18 protein-coding genes and 1 pseudogene are annotated in these 22,212 nt (G+C 61.5%); 7 read left to right on the top strand and 12 right to left on the bottom strand.

Annotated elements, in window-relative coordinates; all coding sequences use genetic code 11:
- Positions 1–179 precede the first annotated feature (179 nt).
- The gene (locus LIY36_RS18250) at positions 180–1,721 is read left to right on the top strand and encodes an alkaline phosphatase D family protein (protein ID WP_226456502.1); all 1,542 of its coding nucleotides are present in this window, start codon (positions 180–182) and stop codon (positions 1,719–1,721) included.
- Between the two features lie 149 nt (positions 1,722–1,870).
- Here LIY36_RS18250 and LIY36_RS18245 read toward each other — a convergent pair whose 3' ends face one another.
- Together LIY36_RS18245 and LIY36_RS18240 are read right to left on the bottom strand one after the other, a co-directional pair.
- Positions 1,871–4,396: a PepSY domain-containing protein gene (locus LIY36_RS18245; protein WP_226456500.1), complete on the bottom strand. Its 2,526-nt coding sequence runs from the start codon at positions 4,394–4,396 to the stop codon at positions 1,871–1,873.
- A 136-nt stretch (positions 4,397–4,532) separates the two neighbouring features.
- The gene (locus tag LIY36_RS18240) at positions 4,533–6,833 is read right to left on the bottom strand and encodes a TonB-dependent receptor (protein WP_226456499.1); all 2,301 of its coding nucleotides are present in this window, start codon (positions 6,831–6,833) and stop codon (positions 4,533–4,535) included.
- 205 nt (positions 6,834–7,038) lie between these two features.
- Between LIY36_RS18240 and LIY36_RS18235 the strand changes: the two genes are divergently transcribed.
- From LIY36_RS18235 to LIY36_RS18225, 3 genes and pseudogenes are all read left to right on the top strand, one after another.
- Positions 7,039–7,719 (top strand): Fe2+-dependent dioxygenase, encoded by a 681-nt coding sequence (locus tag LIY36_RS18235; RefSeq protein WP_226456497.1) that lies wholly within the window; start codon positions 7,039–7,041, stop codon positions 7,717–7,719.
- A 1-nt stretch (position 7,720) separates the two neighbouring features.
- Positions 7,721–8,473: a tetratricopeptide repeat protein gene (locus LIY36_RS18230; protein WP_226456496.1), complete on the top strand. Its 753-nt coding sequence runs from the start codon at positions 7,721–7,723 to the stop codon at positions 8,471–8,473.
- Between the two features lie 27 nt (positions 8,474–8,500).
- A pseudogene (locus tag LIY36_RS18225) lies at positions 8,501–8,608 on the top strand (type II toxin-antitoxin system HicB family antitoxin); the annotation flags it as partial.
- A 74-nt stretch (positions 8,609–8,682) separates the two neighbouring features.
- Here the strand turns inward: LIY36_RS18225 and LIY36_RS18220 are convergent.
- The 5 genes from LIY36_RS18220 to LIY36_RS18200 all read right to left on the bottom strand — a co-directional run bounded on the left by LIY36_RS18220 (position 8,683) and on the right by LIY36_RS18200 (position 13,771).
- Complete coding sequence (locus LIY36_RS18220) at positions 8,683–9,846, bottom strand: type III PLP-dependent enzyme (protein ID WP_016986476.1); 1,164 nt, start codon at positions 9,844–9,846, stop codon at positions 8,683–8,685.
- Positions 9,847–10,320: 474 nt separating this feature from the next.
- On the bottom strand, positions 10,321–11,478 hold the full coding sequence (locus tag LIY36_RS18215; protein ID WP_226456495.1) for an osmoprotectant ABC transporter ATP-binding protein OsmV: 1,158 nt from the start codon (positions 11,476–11,478) through the stop codon (positions 10,321–10,323).
- On the bottom strand, positions 11,475–12,128 hold the full coding sequence (locus tag LIY36_RS18210; protein ID WP_226456494.1) for an ABC transporter permease: 654 nt from the start codon (positions 12,126–12,128) through the stop codon (positions 11,475–11,477). The genes LIY36_RS18215 and LIY36_RS18210 overlap by 4 nt, the downstream gene beginning before the upstream one ends.
- 12 nt (positions 12,129–12,140) lie before the next feature.
- The gene (locus LIY36_RS18205; protein WP_226456493.1) at positions 12,141–13,034 is read right to left on the bottom strand and encodes a glycine betaine ABC transporter substrate-binding protein; all 894 of its coding nucleotides are present in this window, start codon (positions 13,032–13,034) and stop codon (positions 12,141–12,143) included.
- Between the two features lie 20 nt (positions 13,035–13,054).
- A complete protein-coding gene (locus LIY36_RS18200) occupies positions 13,055–13,771 on the bottom strand; it encodes an ABC transporter permease (protein ID WP_025856261.1) in 717 nt (238 codons plus the stop codon).
- A 331-nt stretch (positions 13,772–14,102) separates the two neighbouring features.
- Between LIY36_RS18200 and LIY36_RS18195 the strand changes: the two genes are divergently transcribed.
- The 3 genes from LIY36_RS18195 to LIY36_RS18185 all read left to right on the top strand — a co-directional run bounded on the left by LIY36_RS18195 (position 14,103) and on the right by LIY36_RS18185 (position 16,531).
- Positions 14,103–15,686 (top strand): peptide chain release factor 3, encoded by a 1,584-nt coding sequence (locus LIY36_RS18195; RefSeq protein WP_192297717.1) that lies wholly within the window; start codon positions 14,103–14,105, stop codon positions 15,684–15,686.
- Positions 15,687–15,942: 256 nt separating this feature from the next.
- Entirely contained in the window at positions 15,943–16,188 is a 246-nt protein-coding gene (locus LIY36_RS18190; RefSeq protein ID WP_226456491.1) for a hypothetical protein, read from the top strand.
- 97 nt (positions 16,189–16,285) lie between these two features.
- The gene (locus tag LIY36_RS18185) at positions 16,286–16,531 is read left to right on the top strand and encodes a hypothetical protein (protein WP_192297715.1); all 246 of its coding nucleotides are present in this window, start codon (positions 16,286–16,288) and stop codon (positions 16,529–16,531) included.
- Between the two features lie 114 nt (positions 16,532–16,645).
- Here LIY36_RS18185 and LIY36_RS18180 read toward each other — a convergent pair whose 3' ends face one another.
- The 5 genes from LIY36_RS18180 to LIY36_RS18160 form a co-directional block, all read right to left on the bottom strand.
- The gene (locus LIY36_RS18180) at positions 16,646–17,617 is read right to left on the bottom strand and encodes a peptide ABC transporter ATP-binding protein (protein ID WP_226456490.1); all 972 of its coding nucleotides are present in this window, start codon (positions 17,615–17,617) and stop codon (positions 16,646–16,648) included.
- A complete protein-coding gene (locus tag LIY36_RS18175; protein ID WP_192297714.1) occupies positions 17,617–18,585 on the bottom strand; it encodes an ABC transporter ATP-binding protein in 969 nt (322 codons plus the stop codon). The genes LIY36_RS18180 and LIY36_RS18175 overlap by 1 nt, the downstream gene beginning before the upstream one ends.
- 10 nt (positions 18,586–18,595) lie before the next feature.
- Positions 18,596–19,507: an ABC transporter permease subunit gene (locus tag LIY36_RS18170; protein ID WP_105520930.1), complete on the bottom strand. Its 912-nt coding sequence runs from the start codon at positions 19,505–19,507 to the stop codon at positions 18,596–18,598.
- Between the two features lie 10 nt (positions 19,508–19,517).
- Positions 19,518–20,528: an ABC transporter permease subunit gene (locus tag LIY36_RS18165; protein WP_003171721.1), complete on the bottom strand. Its 1,011-nt coding sequence runs from the start codon at positions 20,526–20,528 to the stop codon at positions 19,518–19,520.
- Positions 20,529–20,603: 75 nt separating this feature from the next.
- Entirely contained in the window at positions 20,604–22,202 is a 1,599-nt protein-coding gene (locus tag LIY36_RS18160; RefSeq protein ID WP_226456489.1) for an ABC transporter substrate-binding protein, read from the bottom strand.
- Between the last annotated feature and the right edge of the window lie 10 nt (positions 22,203–22,212).

Below are 22,212 nucleotides of genomic sequence, written 5' to 3'. Positions count from 1 at the left end.
GTGGGAGCGGGCTTGCTCGCGAAGGCGGTGGGTCAGTCAAAGATGTTCTAACTGACCCACCGCCTTCGCGAGCAAGCCCGCTCCCACCGTTTGATCTTCATTGATCGCAAGGCCTGTGTCATATCCGCTTCATCCCGGCATGTTTAAGTTGCCCTTTTGATATTCAAGAGGGCACCTGCATGAGCCACTTCGATCTCGGCCGTCGCCGCGTGATGCAAGCCGTCGGCGCCGGGTTGTTGCTGCCGGGCCTGGCGCCGGCGGTGATCGCTTCGGTCAAGGACCGCCCGCAACTCACCGATGGCGTGCAGTCCGGCGACCTGCTTGGCGACCGGGCGATGATCTGGAGCCGCAGCGACCGCCCGGCACGGATGGTGGTGGAGTGGGACACCCGCAGCACGTTCGGCAACCCGCGCAAATCCATCTCGCCCCTGGCCGACCATCGCAGCGACTTTACCGCCCGCGTCGAACTCACCGGGCTGCCCGCCGACCAGGCGATCTTCTATCGCGTGCACTTCGAAGACGCCCAGACCGGTGTCGCCAGCGAACCCTGGTTCGGCCACCTGCGCAGCGTGCCGCAACAGCGGCGCGACATCCGTTTTGTATGGAGCGGCGATACCGTTGGCCAAGGCTTCGGCATCAACCCGGACATCGGCGGCATGCGCATCTATGAAGCCATGCGCCTGCGCCTGCCGGACTTCTTTATCCACAGCGGCGACACCATCTACGCCGACGGCCCGGTGCCCGCGCAGCTCGCGGTGGAGGGCGGACGCGTGTGGCGCAACATCACCAGCGAAGCCAAAAGCAAAGTCGCCGAGACCCTCGATGACTATCGCGGCAATTACCGCTACAACCTGTTGGATGAAAACGTGCGCCGCTTCAATGCCGAGGTGCCGCAGATCTGGCAGTGGGACGACCATGAGGTGGTGAACAACTGGTCGCCGAGCAAGCAGCTCGATGAGCGCTACCAGACCAAGGACATCAACACCTTGGTGAGCCGTGCCCGCCAGGCCTGGCTGGAATATTCGCCGATGCGCCGGCAGAGCGCCGACGGCGGCGGGCGGATTTATCGCAAGCTCGGCTACGGGCCGTTGCTGGATGTATTTGTGCTGGACATGCGCAGCTATCGCGGGCCCAACGATGACAACCTGGGCGGCGAAAAAGCCTTCATGGGCCGTGAGCAACTGGACTGGCTCAAGCGCGAACTCAAGGCGTCCACGGCGCAGTGGAAAGTCATCGCCGCCGACATGCCGATTGGCCTGGGCGTGCCGGATGGAGAGGTCAGCCCGGGCGTGCCGCGCTGGGAAGCGATCGCCAACAATGACCCCGGCGCACCGCAAGGGCGTGAGCTGGAGATCGCCGAGTTACTCGGTTTTTTAAGGGCGCAGAAGGTGCGCAACCATGTGTGGCTGACCGCCGATGTGCACTACTGCGCGGCGCATCACTACCACCCGGACCGGGCGGCGTTCCAGGATTTTGAGCCGTTCTGGGAGTTTGTTGCGGGGCCGCTGAATGCTGGCAGCTTTGGGCCCAATCCGTTGGATAAAACCTTTGGGCCAGAAGTGGTGTTCGAGAAAGTACCACCGGCGCAGAACACCTCGCCGTTTGCGGGATTCCAGTTTTTTGGCGAGGTGCAGATTGATGGGCAGACGGCGGAGTTGACGGTGATTTTGCGCGACTTGGATGGCGTGTCGGTATTCCAGCAAAAACTCCAACCCACCTGATTTGAAACGCGGTTAAACCTGTGGGAGCGGGCTTGCTCGCGAAAGCGGTGGATCGGTGAAATAGGTGTCGACAGAAACACCGCCTTCGCGAGCAAGCCCGCTCCCACACAAGCCCGCTCCCACATGGGGACTTTGGCGCCTATAAGATCTCAGTACACGTCGCGACGGTAACGGCCCTGTTCGATCAACCGCTCCACGGCGTCACTGCCCAGAATATCCGCCAGCGCCTGATCCACCCCGGCCGCCATGCCCTGCAAACTGCCGCACACATAAATCGCCGCACCCTCGGCCAGCCACTTGCGCAGCACATCCGCCGATTCGCGCAGGCGGTCCTGCACGTAGATCTTTTCCGCTTGATCGCGGGAAAACGCCAGGTCCAGCAGCGCCAGATCCCCACTCGCCAGCCAGCCTTGCAGCTCGTCCTGGCAGAAGTAGTCGTGGGCGATGTTGCGCTCGCCGAACAGCAGCCAGTTGCGCTGCTGGCCGTCGGCAATGCGTGCCTTGAGCAGGCTGCGCAGGCCGGCGAGGCCGGTGCCGTTGCCCAGCAGGATCAGCGGCACCGGCGCGTCGGGTAGGTGGAGGCCGCTGTTGCGGCGCAGGCGCAGGCTGATGGCCGAGCCGAGGGCCGCGTGTTCGGTGAGCCAGCCACTCGCCAAACCGAGGCTGCCGTCGGGGTGGCGTTCCTGGCGCACGATCAGCTCCAGCACGCCATCGCTGGCAATCGAAGCAATGGAGTATTCGCGCATGCCCAGGGGCACCAGCGCGTTGACCAGTGCCTGGGCGTGCAGGCCGACCAGATGGGCGCGATGGGTCGGCAGTTGGCGGGTGGCCAGGGCCTGATCGAGGGTGTGCGCGAGGTCGTCGATCAACACGCCGTCGCTGCCGCTCAGGCCGAGGCCTTCGAGGAAGTGTTCGATGGCCCACGGGCAATTGCGCGGCAGCACTTCCACCAGGTCGCCCGCCAGCCAGGTTTGCGGCGATGGCGGGGTGAGGCCCAGCAGGTAGACGCTGGCGCCGACGCTGTCGCGGTTGAGCAGGGTGCGTTGGCTCAGGGTCCAGTTTTCGTACTGCGCCGTTGGCCAGGCGGTGGTGGGGGCGTGGCCGGTCAGTTCGCCGAGTTGCTGGTGCCAGTGGCGCAGGGCGGCGGTGTCGCCGCTGTCGACTTCAACCGGGGCGAAGAGCGCGTTGCCGCCCTGATTGGTCAGCCAGAAATGCAGGCGCCGGGCGAACCCACAGAAGTGTTGGTACTGCCGATCACCCAGGGCCAGCACCGAGTAGTTCAGGCCCTTGAGAGACAGGTCCTGGCCGAGCACGCTGCGCTCGAAACCACGGGCGCTGTCGGGCGCTTCACCGTCGCCGAAGGTGCTGACCACGAACAGCGCGTTTTCGGACTGACGCAGGTCGTCCTGGCTGACGCTGCCCAGGGGCTGCACCTTCACTGGCAGCCCGGCGGCCTGCAATTGGCCGGCGGTCTGCCAGGCCAGTTGCTCGGCGAACCCGCTCTGGCTGGCAAAGCCGATCAGCCATGCCGGGGCCTCGCTGCTGTTGGCGCCGAGGTCTTTGCGCGCATCACGCACCTGGCGTTTTTTGCGGCGGCGGTCGAGGTACAGCAGCCAGCCGGTGATAAAGAACAACGGCATCAGCAGCGAGCTGACGGTGAGAATAATCCGCCCTGCCAGGCCGAAATAGCTGCCGGTATGCAGGGCGTAAACGCTGGTCAGCAGTTGGGAACCGAGGGTCTTGCTGGCGTAGCGGTCGTGGGATTTGACCTCGCCGCTGGCCGGGTCCAGGTTGATCTGGTTTAGCGCGCGGTCGTGGGGCGAGTCCTGCAGCAGGTAGTAGACAGTGGCCAGTTGCCCGGCAACGGCTGGCATGCGGATGTTGTAGGCGCTCAAGCCGGGACCGGCGCGACTGTAGATGCTGCTCCACAGCGCGTCGTAGTTGGCGATTGGCGCCGGGCCAGCGGGTGGCGGGCCGCGCTTGCGCATGCGCTCGTTCTGCGGCGCGTCGGAGAGCAGTTTGGTCAGGCCCTGGTTGTACCAGTCGTAGGACCAATACAGGCCGGTCAGCGCTGCCAGCAGGTAGGCCAGCAGGCACCACGTGCCAAATACCGAGTGCAGGTCCCAGTTGAAGCTGCGGCCCTTTTTGCGCCAGTCCAGCGTCAGCCATACCCGCCAGTTCGCCACTTGGCGCGGCCAGCGCAGGTACAGCCCGGACAGGCAGAAGAACACCAGGATCAGCGTGCACGCGCCGGTGATGTTGCGCCCGGTGTCGCCCATCACGAGGAAACGGTGAAATTGCAGTAGGAAGCCGAACACGTCCTGGCCGACGGCGTCGCCCATGTAGGCGCCGGTGTACGGATCGAAATAGCGCATCTGCCCGCGGCGCTCGCCCGGTGGCGGGGTGAAGAACACGCGTGCGGCATTGCCGCTATCGTTTTCCACCCAGAGCATGGAGACGGTCTTGCCTTCGGTGGCTTCGAGCTTGCGCACGAGTTCGGCGGGCGGCAGCACACCGGCTTCGCGTTTTTCCACGCTCAGTACCGTGGGGTTGAGCGCGCGCAGGATTTCATCCTGGAACGACACTGCAGCCCCGGTGATCCCCATCAAGGCCAGCACCAGCCCGGCGCTGATGCCGAAGAACCAGTGCAACTGGAACAGGGTTTTCTTCAACACGTCTGACCGCCTCGTCTATCTGGGTATGTAGGACACGGCGCGCATTATGCCGTGGCTTGTCGAGAAACATTCTGTTCAACACGCAAAAGCCCCACGCATCCGATGCGTGGGGCTTTGTGCTGCGTGAGGCTGTTGCTTAGAAGTGGAAGTTGGTGGACAGCAACGCCGTGCGCCCGGCCGCCTGGTTGGCGAAGTGCGAACCGTAGGCCTTGTCGTAGTAGGTCTTGTCGGTCAGGTTCTGCACGTTCAGTTGCAGGTCGACGTTCTTGGTCAGCTTGTAGCTGGCCATGGCGTCGTAGCGGGTGTAGGACGGTACGTAAACCGTGTTGCCCGCGTCGCCGTAAACATCGTCGACATAGAACGCACCGCCGCCGACGGTCAGTTTTGGGGTGATGGCGTAGGTGGTCCACAGGCTGAACGAGTTTTCCGGGGTGTTCGGCATCTGGTTGCCTTTGTTCGAACCCGTGGTGACGACGCCCTGACGGTTGCCGTTCTTGCCAGGATCAACCAGCTCGGCTTTCAGGTAGCTGTAGCCGGCGAACACTTGCCATTGCTCGGTGATCTTGCCGCTGGCTGTCAGTTCCAGGCCGTCGACGCGAGACTCACCGGCGGTTTGGTAGGTGTTGGAATCCACCAGGATGCGGGTGTTTTTCTTCTCGGTACGGAACACCGCCGCCGACAGGGACAGGCGGTTGTGGAACAGGTCCCACTTGGTGCCCAGTTCGTAGTTGACGGTTTCTTCCGGCTTCATGTCGCTGGTGTTGATGCCGGTCGGGATCGCGTTGCTGTCGACGCCTTCACCGACCAGGCCGCCGGCCGGCGATGCCGAGGTGGCGTAGGAGGTGTAGATGCTGCCGTTTTCCAGCGGTTTCCAGACCAGGCCGGCCTGCCAGTTGAAGAATTGGCTGTCGTCCTTGACCTTGGTACGCCCGGTGGTGGCATTGGTGTTGGCTTCGGTGTCGAAGGTGTCGTAGCGCAGGCCAACGTTCAGCAGCCATTTCGGGTCTAGCTCGATGGTGTCGAACACGTAGGCGGCGCGGCTGGTGGCCTTGGTGTTGGTGCCCATGTAGTTGCGAGCGGTGGCGCCGGTCCAGGCGTCGTCCGGGTTCGGGTTGCCCAGGGAGGTGCAACTGCCGCCGCTGTTGCCGACCATGCCAGGCGTGCAACCGTTGGGCGTCGGGTTGGCGTTCGGCGTCACGGTGTAACCACTGACGCGGGTTTCTTCACCCGTGAACTCCAGGCCGGTGGAGTAGCTGTGCTTGAAGCCCAGGGCCTGGAAGCTGCCGAACAGGTCGGTCTGGTTGGTGGTGGTCGTGGTGGTGGAGACGCGGGTGTTGGCACGACGCCATACGGTGCCGTATTTGTTGACGTTGAGCTTGCTGTCGTCCGGCTGGGTGAGGATGTAGTCCTGGCCGGTGCTGCCATGACGCAGGGTGTTTTTCAGCGTCATGCTGTCGCTCAGATCGTGCTCGATGGAGATCGTGCTGATGTCGGCGCGGGTCTTGCGGAAGTCGCGATCCTTGAGGCCATAGAAGTTGCTGCTGTCGCCGCCGTCGGTGGGTTTGTCATGGCCATGGGTGGTGGCGCTTGCCGAGCCATAACCGTACGGAATGCCCGAATCCGGCAGGTCGTTGCTTTCCATGTGGTAGTAGCTGAGGTTGACGCGGGTCGGGGTGCCCAGGCCAAAGGTCAGCGACGGGGCCACGCCCCAACGGTCGTAGTTGACCGCGTCGCGGCCGGCGACGTTTTGTTCGTGGCTCATCAGGTTCAGGCGGAACGCGGCGCTGTCGTCGAGGAACTGGCGGTTGACGTCAAGCACATAGCGGCGGGTCTGGTCGGAGCCGTAGGTGAAGCCGCCGTTGGTGAAGTCCCGCGCTTGTGGGGTCTTGCTGACCAGATTGAGGCTGCCACCGGCCGAACCACGACCGCCGAACGAGGAGTTCGGGCCTTTGCTGACTTCAATCGACTCAATGTCGAAGATCTCACGGCTCTGGCCGCCGGTGTCGCGCACGCCGTCGAGGTAGGTGTCGCCCTGGGCGTCGAAGCCACGGATGAATGGGCGGTCGCCCTGGGGGTTGCCGCCTTCTCCCGCGCCGAAGGTGATGCCCGGTACGGTGCGCAAGGCATCTTGCAGCGAGGTGGCGCCAGTGTCCTTGAGGACTTGCTGTGGCACCACGGTGACCGAACGCGGGGTGTCTACCAGCGGCGCGGTGTACTTCTGCGACGAGGCTTTTTCGACCTGGTAGGAGGTCTGGTCCTGTTCTTCGCCGGTGATGCTGGTGGCGCCCAGGGAGATGGTGTTGCGCTCGCCTTTTTGTTCAGTGTCTTCGGCCGCTTGCGCCAATTGGGCGGCAGAGCTGGCGGTAAGCGCGACGCCGATGGCCGAAGCCAGCAGGCGCGGTGAACTGGCAGGTGTTTTTATTGAAGTGCGCGACATGACGTGTCCTTTCCCCAAGGATGTGAGGCGGCGGAATATAGGGTGAACACGACTTTCTATCAATTGCGATACATTGCTAATTGCATTGAATTTACATTCTTTACACTTTTTGCTTACGGTTTTTACGATCTCATCCGTCCACGGCGTTTTACAGGCTTGATAAGAATCAATACCATTGGCGCCTCTCTGCATTCAGGTACTGCCCATGTTGCTGCACATCCCCGGCCTGTTCTCTCGCGAGGAAGTGCAGCGCATTCGCCAAACCCTGGAAAGCACCGATTGGGCCGACGGTAAAATCACCGCCGGGCACCAGTCCGCCAAGGCCAAGCACAACCTGCAATTGCCCGAAGGCCACCCGCTGGCCAAGGAAATCGGCGCGGCGATGCTTGAGCGCTTGTGGAAAAACCCGCTATTTATGTCAGCGGCGTTACCGCACAAGGTCTTCCCGCCGCTGTTCAACTGCTACACCGCCGGCGGCAGTTTCGATTTCCATATCGACAACGCCGTGCGCCAGGCCCGGGGTAGTTTTGAACGGGTGCGTACCGATTTGTCGTCCACCTTGTTCTTCAGCGACCCGGAGGAATATGACGGCGGCGAGCTGGAGATCCAGGACACTTTTGGCCTGCAACGGGTAAAACTGCCGGCCGGCGACATGGTGCTGTACCCCGGTTCCAGCCTGCACAAAGTCAACGCCGTGACCCGTGGCGCACGCTACGCCTCGTTTTTCTGGACCCAAAGCCTGGTGCGCGAAGACAGCCAGCGCACCCTGCTGTTTGAAATGGACGGCGCGATCCAGCAATTGACCGCCGATGTGCCCGACCATCCGGCGCTGATCCAGCTCACCGGCACTTATCACAACCTGTTGCGCCGCTGGGTCGAGGTCTGACGTGGGTTTTTTGTTACGTCGTGAAGAAGTACTCAACGTCGAACAACTCCAATCCATGCTCGACGACTCCCCGGTGCGTGCAGCCCAGGCCATCCTGATCGCGGCCAAGGCAGGCGTGGTGGATGCCCAGGCGCTGCTCGGCCAAATCCTGCTGGAAGGGCGTGGCATTGAGCGCGATGAAGCCTTGGCGCTGCGCTGGTTCCAGATTGCGGCGCAGGGCGGGCACTTGATGGCGCGCAATATGGCCGGTCGCTGTTTGGAGCATGGTTGGGGCTGCGCGGCGGATGAAGCGGCAGCTGCGCGGGAATACCGCAAGGGCGCCGAGGCCGGGCTGGATTGGGCCCAATACAACTACGCCAATCTGCTGGCGACCGGGCGCGGTGTTGCAGAGGATCAATCGCAAGCGCTGAGTTTTTATCGCCGGGCAGCTGAGCAAGGTCACGCCAAATCGATGAACCTGCTGGGGCGTTATCTGGAAGACGGCCGCTTCTGTGCACAGGATCTGGAGGCTGCCGTGGATTGGTATCGTCGTTCCGCCGAAGGCGGAGATTTTCGCGGGCAGTTCAGCTACGCGGCGGTGCTGGCGGACAGCGGCCAGGTCGATGCGGCGCTGGAGTGGTTGCGCAAGGCATTGGCGGGGGGCAATTTGAAGTTTTTACGCACGGCGTGCAAGGCATTGGCTGCGGCGAATGATGCGCAGATTCGCGCAATGGCCTATGCATACGAGGCGCGTGCTACACAGCTAACTCTGTAAACACCGGCTGTGGCGAGGCAGGCATAACCGGAACACCTGTTACAGCGCATCGATGAGCGCGTGCAAAAGGACCATCGCTACGCCTCGCGATCAGGCTTTTTGGCGACGGCGGCGTTGCGTGAGTTATCGGCTTAGCGGAAACAAAAAAGCCCATGACACGTCATGGGCTTTTTTTCTTGCAGCTTGCGGCTAAAAACTAACCGCTGCTCTTAAACGTAGAAGGATTTCAGTGGCGGGAAGCCATTGAACTCAACCGCGCTGTAGCTGGTGGTGTACGCACCGGTCGACAACCAGTACAAACGATCACCGATCGCCAGGTTCAGCGGCAGGCCGTACTTGTAGTTTTCGTACATGATGTCGGCGCTGTCGCAGGTAGGACCGGCGATGACCACTTCTTCCATCTCGCCTTTCTTCTCGGTCCAGATCGGGAACTTGATGGCTTCGTCCATGGTTTCGATCAGGCCGGAGAACTTGCCCACATCCGTGTACACCCAACGCTCGACGGCGGTACGGGATTTACGTGCAACCAGGACCACTTCGCTGACCAGGATGCCGGCGTTGGCGATCAGCGAACGGCCCGGCTCCAGGATGATTTCCGGCAGGTCGTCGCCGAAATCTTCCTTGAGGAAGCGGATGATTTCTTCGGCGTAGGTTTCCAGGCTGTTGGTGCGGGTGATGTAGTTGGCCGGGAAGCCGCCGCCCATGTTGATCAGCTTGAGGTGAATGCCGTCTTCTTCTTTCAGGCGCTCGAAGATCACTTTGACCTTGGCGATGGCAGCGTCCCACACGCTGATGTCGCGCTGTTGCGAACCGACGTGGAACGAGATGCCGTAAGGCACCAGGCCCAGGTCACGGGCGAGGATCAGCAGGTCCATGGCCATGTCGGTCTGGCAGCCGAATTTGCGTGACAGAGGCCAGTCAGCCGTGGTCGAGCCTTCGGTGAGGATACGCACATACACTTTCGAGCCCGGCGCGGCCTTGGCGATGTTGCGCAGGTCGGCTTCGGAGTCGGTGGAGAACAGGCGCACGCCCTTCTCGTAGAAGTAGCGGATGTCCTTGGATTTCTTGATGGTGTTGCCGTAGCTGATACGGTCGGCGCTGACGCCACGGTCCATCACTTTGTCCAGCTCGTAGATCGAAGCGATGTCGAAGCTCGAACCCTTTTCTTTGAGCAGGTCAATGATCTCGACAGCCGGGTTGGCCTTGACCGCGTAATAGACTTTGGCGAATTCGAAACCGGCGCGCAGGTCGTCGTAGGCCTGGCTGATCATCGCGGTGTCGATCACCACGAACGGGGTTTCTTGCTTGTCGGCGAACGCCTTCATTTTGTCAAATGTGGCGCGCGCGAAATAATCTTCGACCTGGATCGACATGCTGGGAACTCCTAAGGGCAAACTAGATTGATCAATGGGTGCAAATGAACGTCCTCCGTATCCCCACTTTGGTTCGCCTACTTCCCAAGGCATGTCGCCGAAAGCAAAAAGGCCATGGGATCTACCGCTTCCCTTGGCCTTGCTGTCTCGTCGTCAGTACTTGAGCCGGATGGATCGTTTCCAGCATGGACGTTCGGCGCGAACTTTAGGGCGTGAGGGGCTTGAGATCAACTAAAAATGTCGCGTTTTTGCACGCGTTCGTCGCGAGGACCCGTGCAGCTACTTATGTAACCGACAGGTGTGACGGAATGATGTTCCCCGGATGGGGCAAATTGGGGTGTTTCAGACCCAATAGAGATCCAATGTGGGAGCGGGCTTGCTCGCGAAAGCGGAGTGTCAGTCGATAGATGTTTGACTGATACGCCGCTTTCGCGAGCAAGCCCGCTCCCACAGTTTTGACCGAGTGGTGTCAGGTCAAGCCAGTGCGGTTTCGGCAGGCGAAACGATACTGGTCTTGCCACCCCGGGACTTACCGGAACTCAGGTACTCGGCAATCGATTCCTGGGTCACTTCCCCAAGGAACACCCGCTCCGCATCCATCACCGGCAACCACGAGCGATTGAACTCGTACATGCGCGACAACAGGATGCGCAAATGTTCGTCATACGCCGCCGTGGCGTTGAACTCGCGCAGGTATTGGCCGCAAGTACCGCTCTGGCGGTGCAGGTCGCGACGTCGTACATACCCCAGTGCCTTGTTCTCGGCACAGGTCACCACCACGTAGCGGCGGTCGTGTTCGTCCATCAGTTCCAACGCGTCGGCCACTGGGGTTTCCGGGCTCACCGACGGGGCGTTGTCCGCCGCGTCCTCGGCTTTGACCAGCAGCAGGCGCTTGAGAGTGCTGTCCTGGCCTACGAAGTTGCTGACAAATTCGTCGGCCGGGTGGGCGAGCAGGGTGTCCGGGTGGTCGATCTGCAACAGCTTGCCGGCGCGGAAGATGGCGATCTTGTCGCCCAGCTTGATGGCTTCGTCGATGTCGTGGCTGACAATGATCACGGTCTTGTTCAGCGCACGCTGCATCTCGAAGAACTCGTTCTGGATCATCTCGCGGTTGATCGGGTCGACCGCGCCGAACGGCTCATCCATCAACAGCAACGGCGCATCGGCCGCCAGCGCACGGATCACGCCGATCCGCTGTTGCTGGCCGCCCGACAGTTCACGCGGGTAGCGGTGCAGGTACTGCTTGGGCTCCAGCTTGATCATGCTCATCAATTCGCGGGCGCGGTCGTGGCATTTCTGTTTGTCCCAGCCGAGCAGTTTCGGCACGACCACGATGTTTTCCTCGATGGTCATGTTGGGGAACAGGCCGATCTGCTGGATCACATAGCCGATGTTGCGACGCAGGGTCACTTCGTCGAGGTCGGTGGTGTCTTCGCCGTTGATCAGGATCTTGCCCGAGGTCGGCTTGATCAGGCGGTTGATCATTTTCAACGTGGTGCTCTTGCCGCAACCCGAGGGGCCGAGGAATACGCAAATTTCGCCTTCGTTGACGGTCAGGCTTACATCGTTCACGGCGGTGACAGTCTTGCCGTTGCTTTGGAAGGTCTTGGACAGGTTTTGAAGTTCGATCATTTGAGCAATCCTTTTGGAGTCAGCGAGCGTTGCAGCCATTGCAGAAGCAGGTCGGCGAAGATGGCCAGGAGACTGACCAGCACGGCGCCAACGATCAGCATCGACATGTCGCTGCGGCTGATGGAAGCCAGAATAAGTACACCCAGGCCACCGGCGCCGATGGTGGCGGCGATGGTCATGACACCGATGTTCATCACCACTGCGGTGCGCACACCGGCGAGGATCACCGGCACGGCAATGGGCAACTCGACCATGCGCAGGCGCTGGCCGAAGGTCATGCCGATGCCTTTGGCGGCCTCGCGAATGCCCGGTTCCACGCCCGTCAGGGCCAGGTAGGTGTTACGCATGATCGGCAGCAGGGAATAGAGGAACACGGCGGTGATCGCCGGCATTGGCCCCAGGCCCTGGCCGAATTTGGAGTAGAACGGCAGCAGCAGGCCGAACAGGGCGATGGACGGCACGGTCAGCAACACCGTGGCGCTGGCTTGCAAGGGGCCTGCGAGGCTCGGAAAGCGCGTCATCAGGATGCCCAGGGGCACACCGATCAGGATCGCGAGGATCACGGCAATGCCGACCAGGGTGATGTGCTGCCAGGTCAGATGCAGGACTTGGGCCCAATCAAGATGGGAAAAGGCGTTCAGGAATTCCATGTCTTCTCCTCTTTAGTTGAGCGGATGCTGGCGCAGGAAATCGGCGGCAACAGTGGACGGGCTTTCGTGGTCGACATCGACCCGCGCATTCAACTGGCGCATGGTTTCATCGTCGAACAGTGCAGCGAGCGGTTTGAGGTCGGCGGCCAGTTGCGGGTGGGCGTCGAGATAAACCTGACGTACCACGGGCGCTGCGGTGTAGTCCGGGAAGTAGTGCTTGTCGTCCTCCAGCAGCTTCAATTTGAACGCGTTGAGGCGACCGTCGGTGGTGTAGACCAAACCGGCAAACACCTGGCCGTTACGCAGCGCGGTGTAGACCAGGCCGGCGTCCATTTGCCGGGTGTTCTTGCGGGTCAGGTTCATGTCGTACAGCTTGACCATGCCGGCCAGGCCGTCGGAGCGGTTGGCGAACTCAGTGTCCAGGGCCACCAGGCGATGGGCCTTTGCATCGTCCGCCACGGCTTGGGTCAGGTCGCTGATGCTGTTGATCTCGGGGTGCTCGGCGGCCACTTTTTCCGGCAGTGCCAGGGCGTAGGTGTTGCTGAAGCGCGATGGGGAGAGCCAGACCAGGCCTTTTTTCGCGTCGAGTTCTTTCACTCGGGCGTAGGACTGTTCGCTGTCGAGCTTCTCGTCCACGTGGTTGTAGGCCACCAGCGACACGCCGGTGTATTCCCAGATCAGGTCCAGTTGTCCGCTTTCCTGGGCACTGCGCGCCAGGTTGCTGCCCAGGCCGCCGGTCACGCGGGTGTCGTAACCCTTGGTGCGCAGGTACTGGGAGGTGATTTCGGCAAGCAGGGTCTGTTCGGTGAACACCCGGGCGCCGATGCGGATGACCGGTTTTTCAGCGGCTTGCGCAATGCCGGCGAGCAGCAGGACACAGCCTAATATCAAGCTAAGTTTTTTCATGTCGATTCCTTTGCCAAGCCTTAAGACGGACGCAACCCGCGTTCCAGCCAGAGGCGGCTGGCCATGGTCACCAGACCGTCAAGCAGCAATGCCAGCAACGCGGTGCACGCGGCGCCAAGCAGCAATTGCGGCTGATTGTTCAGGGCGATGCCAGGGAAAATCAGGCTGCCCAGGCTGTTGGCGCCAATCAGGAACGCCAGCGGTGCGGTACCGACGTTGATCGCCAGGGCCACGCGCACGCCGCCGATGATGATGGGCACGGCGTTGGGCAATTCCACGCGAAACAGCACCTGGCGCGGGGTCATGCCGATGCCGGTGGCAGCTTCTTTCAGGGAACCCTGGACGTTTTTCAGGCCTTCGTAGGTGTTGCGCACGATGGGCAGGAGGGAGGCGAGGAACAGCGCGAAGATCGCCGGGCCGCTGCCGATACCGAGGACGCCGAGGGCGATGGCCAGGACGGCCAGGGGCGGGACGGTGTTGCCGATGTTGAAGATCTGCATGAAGCGTTCTGCGCGCCCGACCATGTTCGGTCGGCTGAGCAGGATACCGGCGGGGATGCCCACAACGAGGGCGGCCAGCATGGAGACTAGAACGAGGATCAGGTGTGCTTGCAGGTAAAACAACAAATCGTCGCGGTACAGTTCGATCGTGTTGATGCCGATCCAGTGGACCAGCAGGGCCAGGAGCGCGACGACAACCGCACCTCCTATCAGCCCTTTGCCATAGCGAATAGCCACAGGCGGACTCCTTTTTTTCTTCTGTCGGCGAGCACATTCCTTCGTGGCATGCCATTCCTGGCTGTCGGCGAATGTGGTCGCGAAAAGCAGCTCGTCTATACCGGCAACGCGGTATCAATCCGAGCCATGAGCGCAGCCTCGTCAGGCTAACTTGCTGATTTATCAGCCCCTGTTCCGAGTGCGGTAGCAGGGGAGTGGACGTCTCGACCTTTTAAAAGGTTCCATACTTGGCAGCATTTAGCCACCCCCAATCGGGTGAACGGTGGTCCGGTGGCTGGGGTTTGCGCTATACTCGCCGCCCTTTTTTGACTCACCTGCCAGGCGATTTCCCATGACCCACCAGGCCGCCGAAGTCGCGAAACGCCGCACTTTCGCCATTATTTCCCACCCCGATGCCGGTAAAACCACCATCACCGAGAAGCTCTTGCTGATGGGCAAGGCAATCGCGGTGGCCGGCACGGTGAAATCCCGCAAATCCGACCGCCATGCCACCTCCGACTGGATGGAAATGGAAAAACAACGGGGTATTTCCATTACCACGTCGGTCATGCAGTTCCCGTATCGCGAGCACATGGTCAACCTGCTCGACACCCCGGGCCACGAAGACTTCTCCGAAGACACCTACCGCACCCTGACCGCCGTGGACTCGGCGCTGATGGTCCTCGATGGCGGTAAAGGCGTCGAGCCGCGCACCATCGCGCTGATGGACGTGTGCCGTCTGCGTGACACGCCGATCGTGAGCTTCATCAACAAACTCGACCGCGACATCCGCGACCCGATCGAGCTGTTGGATGAAATCGAAGCCGTCCTGAAGATCAAGGCCGCGCCGATCACCTGGCCGATCGGTTGCTACCGAGACTTCAAGGGCGTGTACCACCTGGCCGATGACTACATCATTGTCTACACCGCCGGCCACGGTCACGAGCGCACCGAAACCAAGATCATCGAGAAACTCGACTCGGACGAAGCCCGCGCCCATCTGGGTGACGAGTACGACCGTTTTGTCGACCAACTGGAACTTGTGCAGGGCGCTTGCCACGAGTTCAACCAGCAGGAATTCCTCGACGGCCAGTTGACCCCGGTGTTCTTCGGTACGGCCCTGGGCAACTTCGGTGTTGACCACGTACTCGACGCGGTCGTCGACTGGGCGCCGAAGCCGTTGGCCCGTGTGGCCAACGAGCGCACCGTGGAGCCTGTGGAAGAGAAATTCACCGGCTTTGTGTTCAAGATCCAGGCGAACATGGACCCCAAGCACCGCGACCGCATCGCCTTTATGCGCATCTGCTCCGGCAAATACGAAAAAGGCATGAAAATGCGCCACGTGCGGACCGGCAAGGACGTGCGCATCGGCGACGCCCTGACGTTCTTCTCCTCCGAGCGTGAACAGCTCGAAGAAGCCTACGCCGGCGACATCATCGGCCTGCACAACCACGGCACCATCCAGATCGGCGACACCTTCACCGAAGGCGAAGCGCTGGGCTTCACCGGAATCCCGCACTTCGCCCCGGAACTGTTCCGTCGCGTACGCCTGCGCGACCCGCTCAAATCCAAGCAGCTGCGCCAGGGCCTGCAGCAGCTCGCGGAAGAGGGCGCCACCCAGGTGTTCTTCCCGGAGCGCAGCAACGACATCATCCTCGGCGCCGTCGGTGTGCTGCAGTTCGATGTAGTGGCCAGCCGCTTGAAAGAGGAATACAAGGTTGAGTGCTCGTATGAGCCGATCACCGTGTACTCCGCGCGCTGGATCGATTGCAGCGATAAGAAGAAGTTGGAAGAGTTCTCCAACAAGGCCGTGGAAAACCTCGCGGTGGACGGCGGTGGGCACCTGACCTACCTGGCCCCGACCCGGGTGAACCTGGCGCTGATGGAAGAGCGCTGGCCGGATGTGAAATTCCGCGCGACCCGCGAGCACCACTAAGGGCTGAGCGGTAAATAAAGGGTGAAGCTGTGATGGCTTCACCCTTTTTCATGCCCACACAAAACCAACGGTGGGAATGGGCTTGTGTGGGAGCGGGCTTGCTCGCGAATGCGGTGGATCAGCCAGCATAGCTGTGAATGACACACTGCATTCGCGAGCAAGCCAGCTCCCACATTTTGGTCTTCATCAGGCTTGGGATTGGCGAGAACCGTACATCGAGTCTAGTTTTTACCCAACGACTGAGAAGGAGACCGCTGTGTCGAGTGTCAAACATGCCATCCGTCTGGTCCTGCTAACAGGCCTGTTGCTCCCCACCGCACACGCCCAGGCCGATGCCGGAACGCCCCAGTGGAAAGACACCGGCCCCGTCACCAAGCGCAAGCAACAAGAGGTCAACTCCGGCAGCTGGCAGCCCCAGGCCCAGCCCGCGCCCAAGGAAGACGCCGAAAACCCCTATAACGAAGGGGAAGACAGCGAAACCTACGATGACGGCGATACCTGACAGGCGATTGGCGTAAACCTCGGATCGCAACTAGCTTGAATCACAGCGCCAGTTGAACGCTGGCGCACGTGACTCACTGACTGGACGGAAATCGACCATGACTACCTTTCAACGTTTAGTGCTGCTGCTGAAAGTGCTGGTGCTGTTAACGCTGGGTACCACCACCGCATGGGCCAATACCGCGGTGCAAAGCCAGGCGCCCGGGTTTGTGGCGGCGAAGCACTTGCAGCTGGCCCAGAGCGAATCGGAAGCCGGTGACAAAGGCCAAGGCGGCTCCGAGGATGACGACGACCAACAAGCCCCACCGGATGACGATGACAGCGAAGGCGACAGCGATACCTGAGTCGAGACGAAAAAAAGCCCCACCTGCCGGACTGATGCGCAATCCGACGGGTGGGGCGGTAGAACTCCTGTCATGCCCTGGGCTTAATCAGCCCAGGGCATTTTTGTTGCGATCTCACGCCACGAATTGCTCCGCGTAGTGGCAGGCCACCTGGCGGTTATCCAAGGCCCGCAGTTGCGGCTCCTCGCTGCTGCAGCGTGCGGTCGCGTACGGGCAACGCTTGTGGAACGCGCAGCCCGGCGGCGGGTTCAGCGGGTTGGGCAGTTCACCGACGATCTTGATCTTCGGCTTGTTCGGGTCCGGGTGGATGGTCGGGGTGGCCGACAGCAGCGCCTGGGTGTAGGGGTGCAAGGGGCGTGCGTAGATGTCTTCCTTGGGGCCGACTTCCACGGGGCGGCCGAGGTACATCACCATCACGTCATCGGCAACGTGCTGCACCACCGCGAGGTTGTGGGAAATGAACACGTAGGCGGTGTTGAATTCCTGCTGCAGATCCATGAACAGGTTGAGCACCTGGGCCTGGATCGACACGTCCAGTGCCGAGGTCGGTTCATCCGCCACCAGCACTTTCGGTTGCAGCATCATCGCCCGGGCCAGGGCGATGCGCTGGCGCTGGCCGCCAGAGAACATGTGCGGGTAGCGCTGATAGTGCTCAGGGCGCAGGCCCACTTGCTTCATCATCGCCTGCACTTTCTCGCGGCGTTCGGCGGCGGACAGGTTGGTGTTGATCAGCAGCGGCTCGCCCAGTTGATCGCCGACTTTCTGCCGTGGGTTCAACGACGCGTACGGGCTCTGGAACACCATCTGCACGTCTTTGCGCAATTGCTTGCGCTGGGCCTTGTCGGCGCCGGCTACTTCCTGGCCGGCGATTTTCAGCGAGCCTGAAGACGGTTCCTCAATCAGTGTGAGTGCACGGGCCAGGGTGGATTTGCCGCAACCCGACTCGCCCACCACGGCGAGGGTCTTGCCGGCTTCCAGCTCGAAGGACACGCCATTGAGTGCGCGCACCAACGCGTTGCCCTTGAACAGGCCACGGGACACTTCGTAGTGACGGGTAAGGTCGCGGGCGGTAAGAACGACGGCCATTACGCCACCTCCTGGTTCAAGGGGTAGAAGCAGCGCGCAAGGCTGTTGGTTTTCGGGTCCAGCCCAGGTCGCTGGGCGCGGCAGGCGTCCTGCACATACGGGCAGCGCGGCGACAGCAGGCAGCCCTGCGGACGGTCATAACGACCGGGCACGATACCCGGCAGCGTGGCCAGGCGCGTGGCACCGAGGCTGTGCTCGGGGATCGCCTTGAGCAGCGCTTCGCTGTACGGGTGCGCCGGGATGTCGAACAACTGCGGCACCTGGCCGACCTCTACAGCCTGGCCGGCGTACATCACGCACACGCGCTGGGCGGTTTCAGCCACCACCGCGAGGTCGTGGGTGATCAGCACCAGGCCCATGTTCTGCTCTTTCTGCAGGGCCAGCAGCAGCTCCATGATCTGTGCCTGGATCGTTACGTCCAGCGCAGTGGTCGGTTCGTCCGCGATCAGCAGTTTCGGCTCACCGGCAATTGCCATGGCGATGGCCACGCGCTGGCTCATACCGCCGGACAGTTGGTGCGGGTAGGCATCCATACGGCTGGCAGCGCCCGGGATTTCAACCTTTTCCAACAGCTCGATGGCACGCTTGCGCGCTTGTTTGCCGGACATTTTCAGGTGCAGGCGCAGCACTTCTTCGATCTGGAAACCCACGGTGTAGCTGGGGTTCAGCGCGGTCATCGGGTCCTGGAACACCATCGCCAGGTCTTTGCCGACGATCTGGCGGCGTTGGCGGTTGCTCAGCTTGAGCATGTCCTTGCCGTCGAAGTTCAGGGCGTCGGCGGTGACGATGCCGGGGTGCTCGATCAGGCCCATCAGCGCCATCATGGTCACGGATTTACCCGAACCCGACTCGCCAACGATGGCCAGTACCTCGCCTTTGTCGACGGAAATGTCGAGGCCATCGACCACCGGCACGGCGGTCTTGTCGCCGAAGCGCACATTGAGATTCTTGATTTCTAACAGTGACATGGGAATCTCCTCAGGCGGCGTTCTTGAGTTTCGGGTCCAGCGCATCGCGCAGGCCGTCGCCCATCAAGTTGATTGCCAGCACGCTGAGCAAAATGGTCAGGCCCGGCAGGCTTACCACCCACCAAGCGCGTTCGATGTAGTCACGGGCCGAAGCCAGCATGGTGCCCCACTCCGGGGTTGGCGGTTGTACGCCAAGGCCAAGGAAGCCCAGCGCCGCAGCGTCGAGGATCGCCGACGAGAAGCTCAAGGTGGCCTGCACGATCAGCGGCGCCATGCAGTTGGGCAGCACGGTGATGAACATCAGGCGTGGCAGGCCGGCGCCAGCGAGGCGCGCAGCGGTCACGTAGTCACGGTTGAGTTCGCCCATCACCGCTGCGCGGGTCAGACGCACATAGGACGGCAGCGAGACGATGGCGATGGCAATCACGGTGTTGATCAGGCCAGGGCCGAGGATCGCGACGATGGCCACGGCCAGCAGCAGCGACGGCAGGGCCAGCATGATGTCCATCAAGCGCATGATGGTCGGGCCGAGCAAGCGCGGGAAGAACCCGGCGAACAGGCCCAGCAGGATGCCCGGGATCAGCGACATCACCACCGACGACAGACCGATCAGCAATGACAGGCGCGAGCCCTGGATCAGGCGCGAGAGCAGGTCACGGCCGAGTTCGTCGGTGCCGAGCAGGAACTGGATCTGCCCGCCTTCCAGCCACGCCGGCGGGGTCAGCAGGAAGTCGCGGTATTGCTCGCTCGGGTTATGCGGCGCGACCCAGGGGGCAAAGATCGCGCAGAACACGATCAGCAACATGAACGCCAGGCCGGCAACCGCGCCTTTGTTCTTGGAAAAGGCTTGCCAGAATTCTTTGTACGGGGACGGATACAGCAGGCTTTGATCGACTGCTGACACGGGAGTAGGTGTGGTCATGGTCTTGATCTCAGCGCTGGTGACGGATGCGTGGGTTGGCGAAGCCGTAGAGGATGTCCACCACGAAGTTCACCAGGATCACCAGGCAGGCGATCAGCAGGATGCCGTTTTGCACCACCGGGTAGTCCCGTGCGCCAATGGCTTCGATCAGCCATTTGCCGATGCCGGGCCACGAGAAGATGGTTTCGGTCAGGACCGCACCGGCCAACAGCGTGCCGACTTGCAGGCCGACCACGGTCAGCACCGGGATCAGCGCGTTGCGCAGGCCGTGGACGAATACCACGCGCGCCGGCGACAGGCCCTTGGCCTTGGCGGTGCGGATGTAGTCTTCACGCAGCACTTCGAGCATCGACGAACGGGTCATCCGCGCAATCACCGCCAGCGGGATGGTGCCAAGCACGATGGCTGGCAGGATCAGGTGGTGCAGCGCGTCCCAGAAAGCGTCCGGCTCGTCAGCCAGCAGGGTGTCGATCAGCATGAAGCCGGTGCGCGGCTCGATGTCGTAGAGCAGATCGATCCGCCCGGACACCGGGGTCCAGCCCAGGCTCACCGAGAAGAACATGATCAGGATCAGGCCCCACCAGAAGATCGGCATCGAATAGCCCGCGAGGGAGATGCCCATCACCCCGTGGTCGAACAGCGATCCTCGCTTCAAGGCCGCGATCACCCCGGCCAACAGGCCCAGGATACCGGCGAACAGCAGGGCGGCCATGGACAGTTCCAGGGTCGCCGGGAAGAGGGCGGTGAATTCAGTCCACACGCTGGTGCGGGTACGCAGGGATTCGCCGAGGTCGCCTTGGGCGAGCTTGCCAACGTAATCCAGGTATTGCGCATACAGCGGCTTGTTAAGGCCGAGGCGTTCCATTGCCTGTGCGTGCATCTCGGGGTCGACGCGCCGCTCGCCCATCATGACTTCGACGGGGTCGCCAGGGATCATGCGAATCAACGCAAACGTGAGCAACGTTATGCCGAAAAACGTGGGGATCAATAACCCCAGTCGGCGGGCAATAAAACTAAACATCTTGTCGTGTACCTCAATCAGCCGGTTAGGCAGGTCCGGCACCGTCAGTGTCGACGGCGCCGAGCGTTTTTCTTATTACTTCACCTGGGTGGTGGCGAAGTTATTGGTCCCCAGAGGGCTTTGGGTGAAGCCTTCTACGTTCTTGCGCATGGCGGTGAACAGTTTCGGGTAAGCCATGGGAAGCCATGGTTGGTCCTTCTCGAAAACGTCCTGCGCTTGTTCATAGAGTGCAGCGCGCTGGCTGGGTTCAGCGGTGGCGCGGGCCTTGTCGATCAAGTCTTGAAATTCTTTGTTACACCAGCGTGCGTAGTTTTCGCCGTTTTTCGCAGCGTCGCAACTCAGGTTGGGTGTCAGGAAGTTGTCCGGGTCGCCGTTATCACCGACCCAGCCAGCCGAAACCATGTCGTGCTCGCCGTTTTTAGCACGCTTGAGCATTTCGCCCCATTCCATAACTTTGATATTCACTTTCAGGCCGATCTGCGCGAGATCTGCCTGCATGCGCTGGGCGCCGAGCATCGGGTTAGGGTTGGTCGGGCCACCGCCGTTTCGGGTGAACAGGGTGAATTCGGTGCCTTCCGGTACGCCGGCTTCCTTGAGCAGGGCGCGGGCCTTGTCCAGATCGCGGGGCGGGTTCTTCAGTTTTTCGCTGAAACCCAGCAAGGTCGGCGGATAGGGGCCGGTGCCTACCACCGCATTGCCTTTGCCGAACAGGGCTTCGGTATAGCCGGCCTTGTCGAACGCGATGTTGATCGCGTGACGCACTCGCGCATCGCTCATGTATTTGTGGGTGGTGTTCAACGCGGTGTAACTGGTGGTCATCGCCGCCAGTTCATCGACTTTCAGGTTCGGGTCTTTCTTGATGCTTGGAATGTCATCCGGCTTGGGAAACAACGCGATCTGGCATTCGTTGGCCTTGAGTTTCTGCAGGCGCACGTTGTTGTCGGTGGTGACTGCCAGGATCAGCGGGTCTACCGCCGGTTTGCCGCGGAAGTAGTCGGGATTGGCCTTGAATCGAGCCTGGGCATCTTTCTGATAACGGTTGAAGACGAACGGGCCTGTGCCGATGGGCTTGGCGTTGAGGTCTTCAGTCTTGCTGGACTTGAGCAACTGGTCGGCGTATTCCTTCGAGTGGATCGAAGAGAATGCCATGCCCAGGTCGGCCAAAAACGGTGCTTCAGGACGGGTCAGGGTGAAGACAACCGTGTGATCGTCGAGCTTCTCGACACTCTTGAGCAGTTCCTTGAAGCCCATGCTTTCGAAATACGGGTAGCCCACGAGGGACTTTTTATGCCACGGATGATTCGGGTCCAGCTGGCGCTGGAAGCTCCAAAGCACGTCGTCGGCGTTCATGTTGCGCGTGGGTTTGAAGTAGTCGGTGGTGTGGAACTTGATGTCGTCACGCAGATGAAAGGTGTAGGTCAGGCCATCGGCGCTGATCTCGGGCAGGGCCTTGGCCAGCGCGGGGATCACTTCGGTGGTGCCGGGCTTGAAGTCCACCAGGCGGTTGAACATGGTTTCGGCGGCGGCGTCAGCGGTCACGGCCGTGGTGTACAGGACCGGGTCGAAACCTTCCGGGCTGGCTTCGGTGCAGACCACCAGCGGTTTGGCCGAAATGCCGACGGCCACGCTCAACAACGCGGCAGCCATGGCGGCTTGGAGTGGGAGCATTTTCATTCAGAGCCCT

Origin of the sequence: Pseudomonas sp. AF03-9 (assembly GCF_020515815.1) — a bacterium.
In the GTDB taxonomy this organism is placed as follows: Bacteria; Pseudomonadota; Gammaproteobacteria; order Pseudomonadales; family Pseudomonadaceae; genus Aquipseudomonas.
The sequence above is the reverse complement of the archived record's forward strand: the minus strand, read 5'-3'. Positions and strand labels throughout refer to the sequence as shown.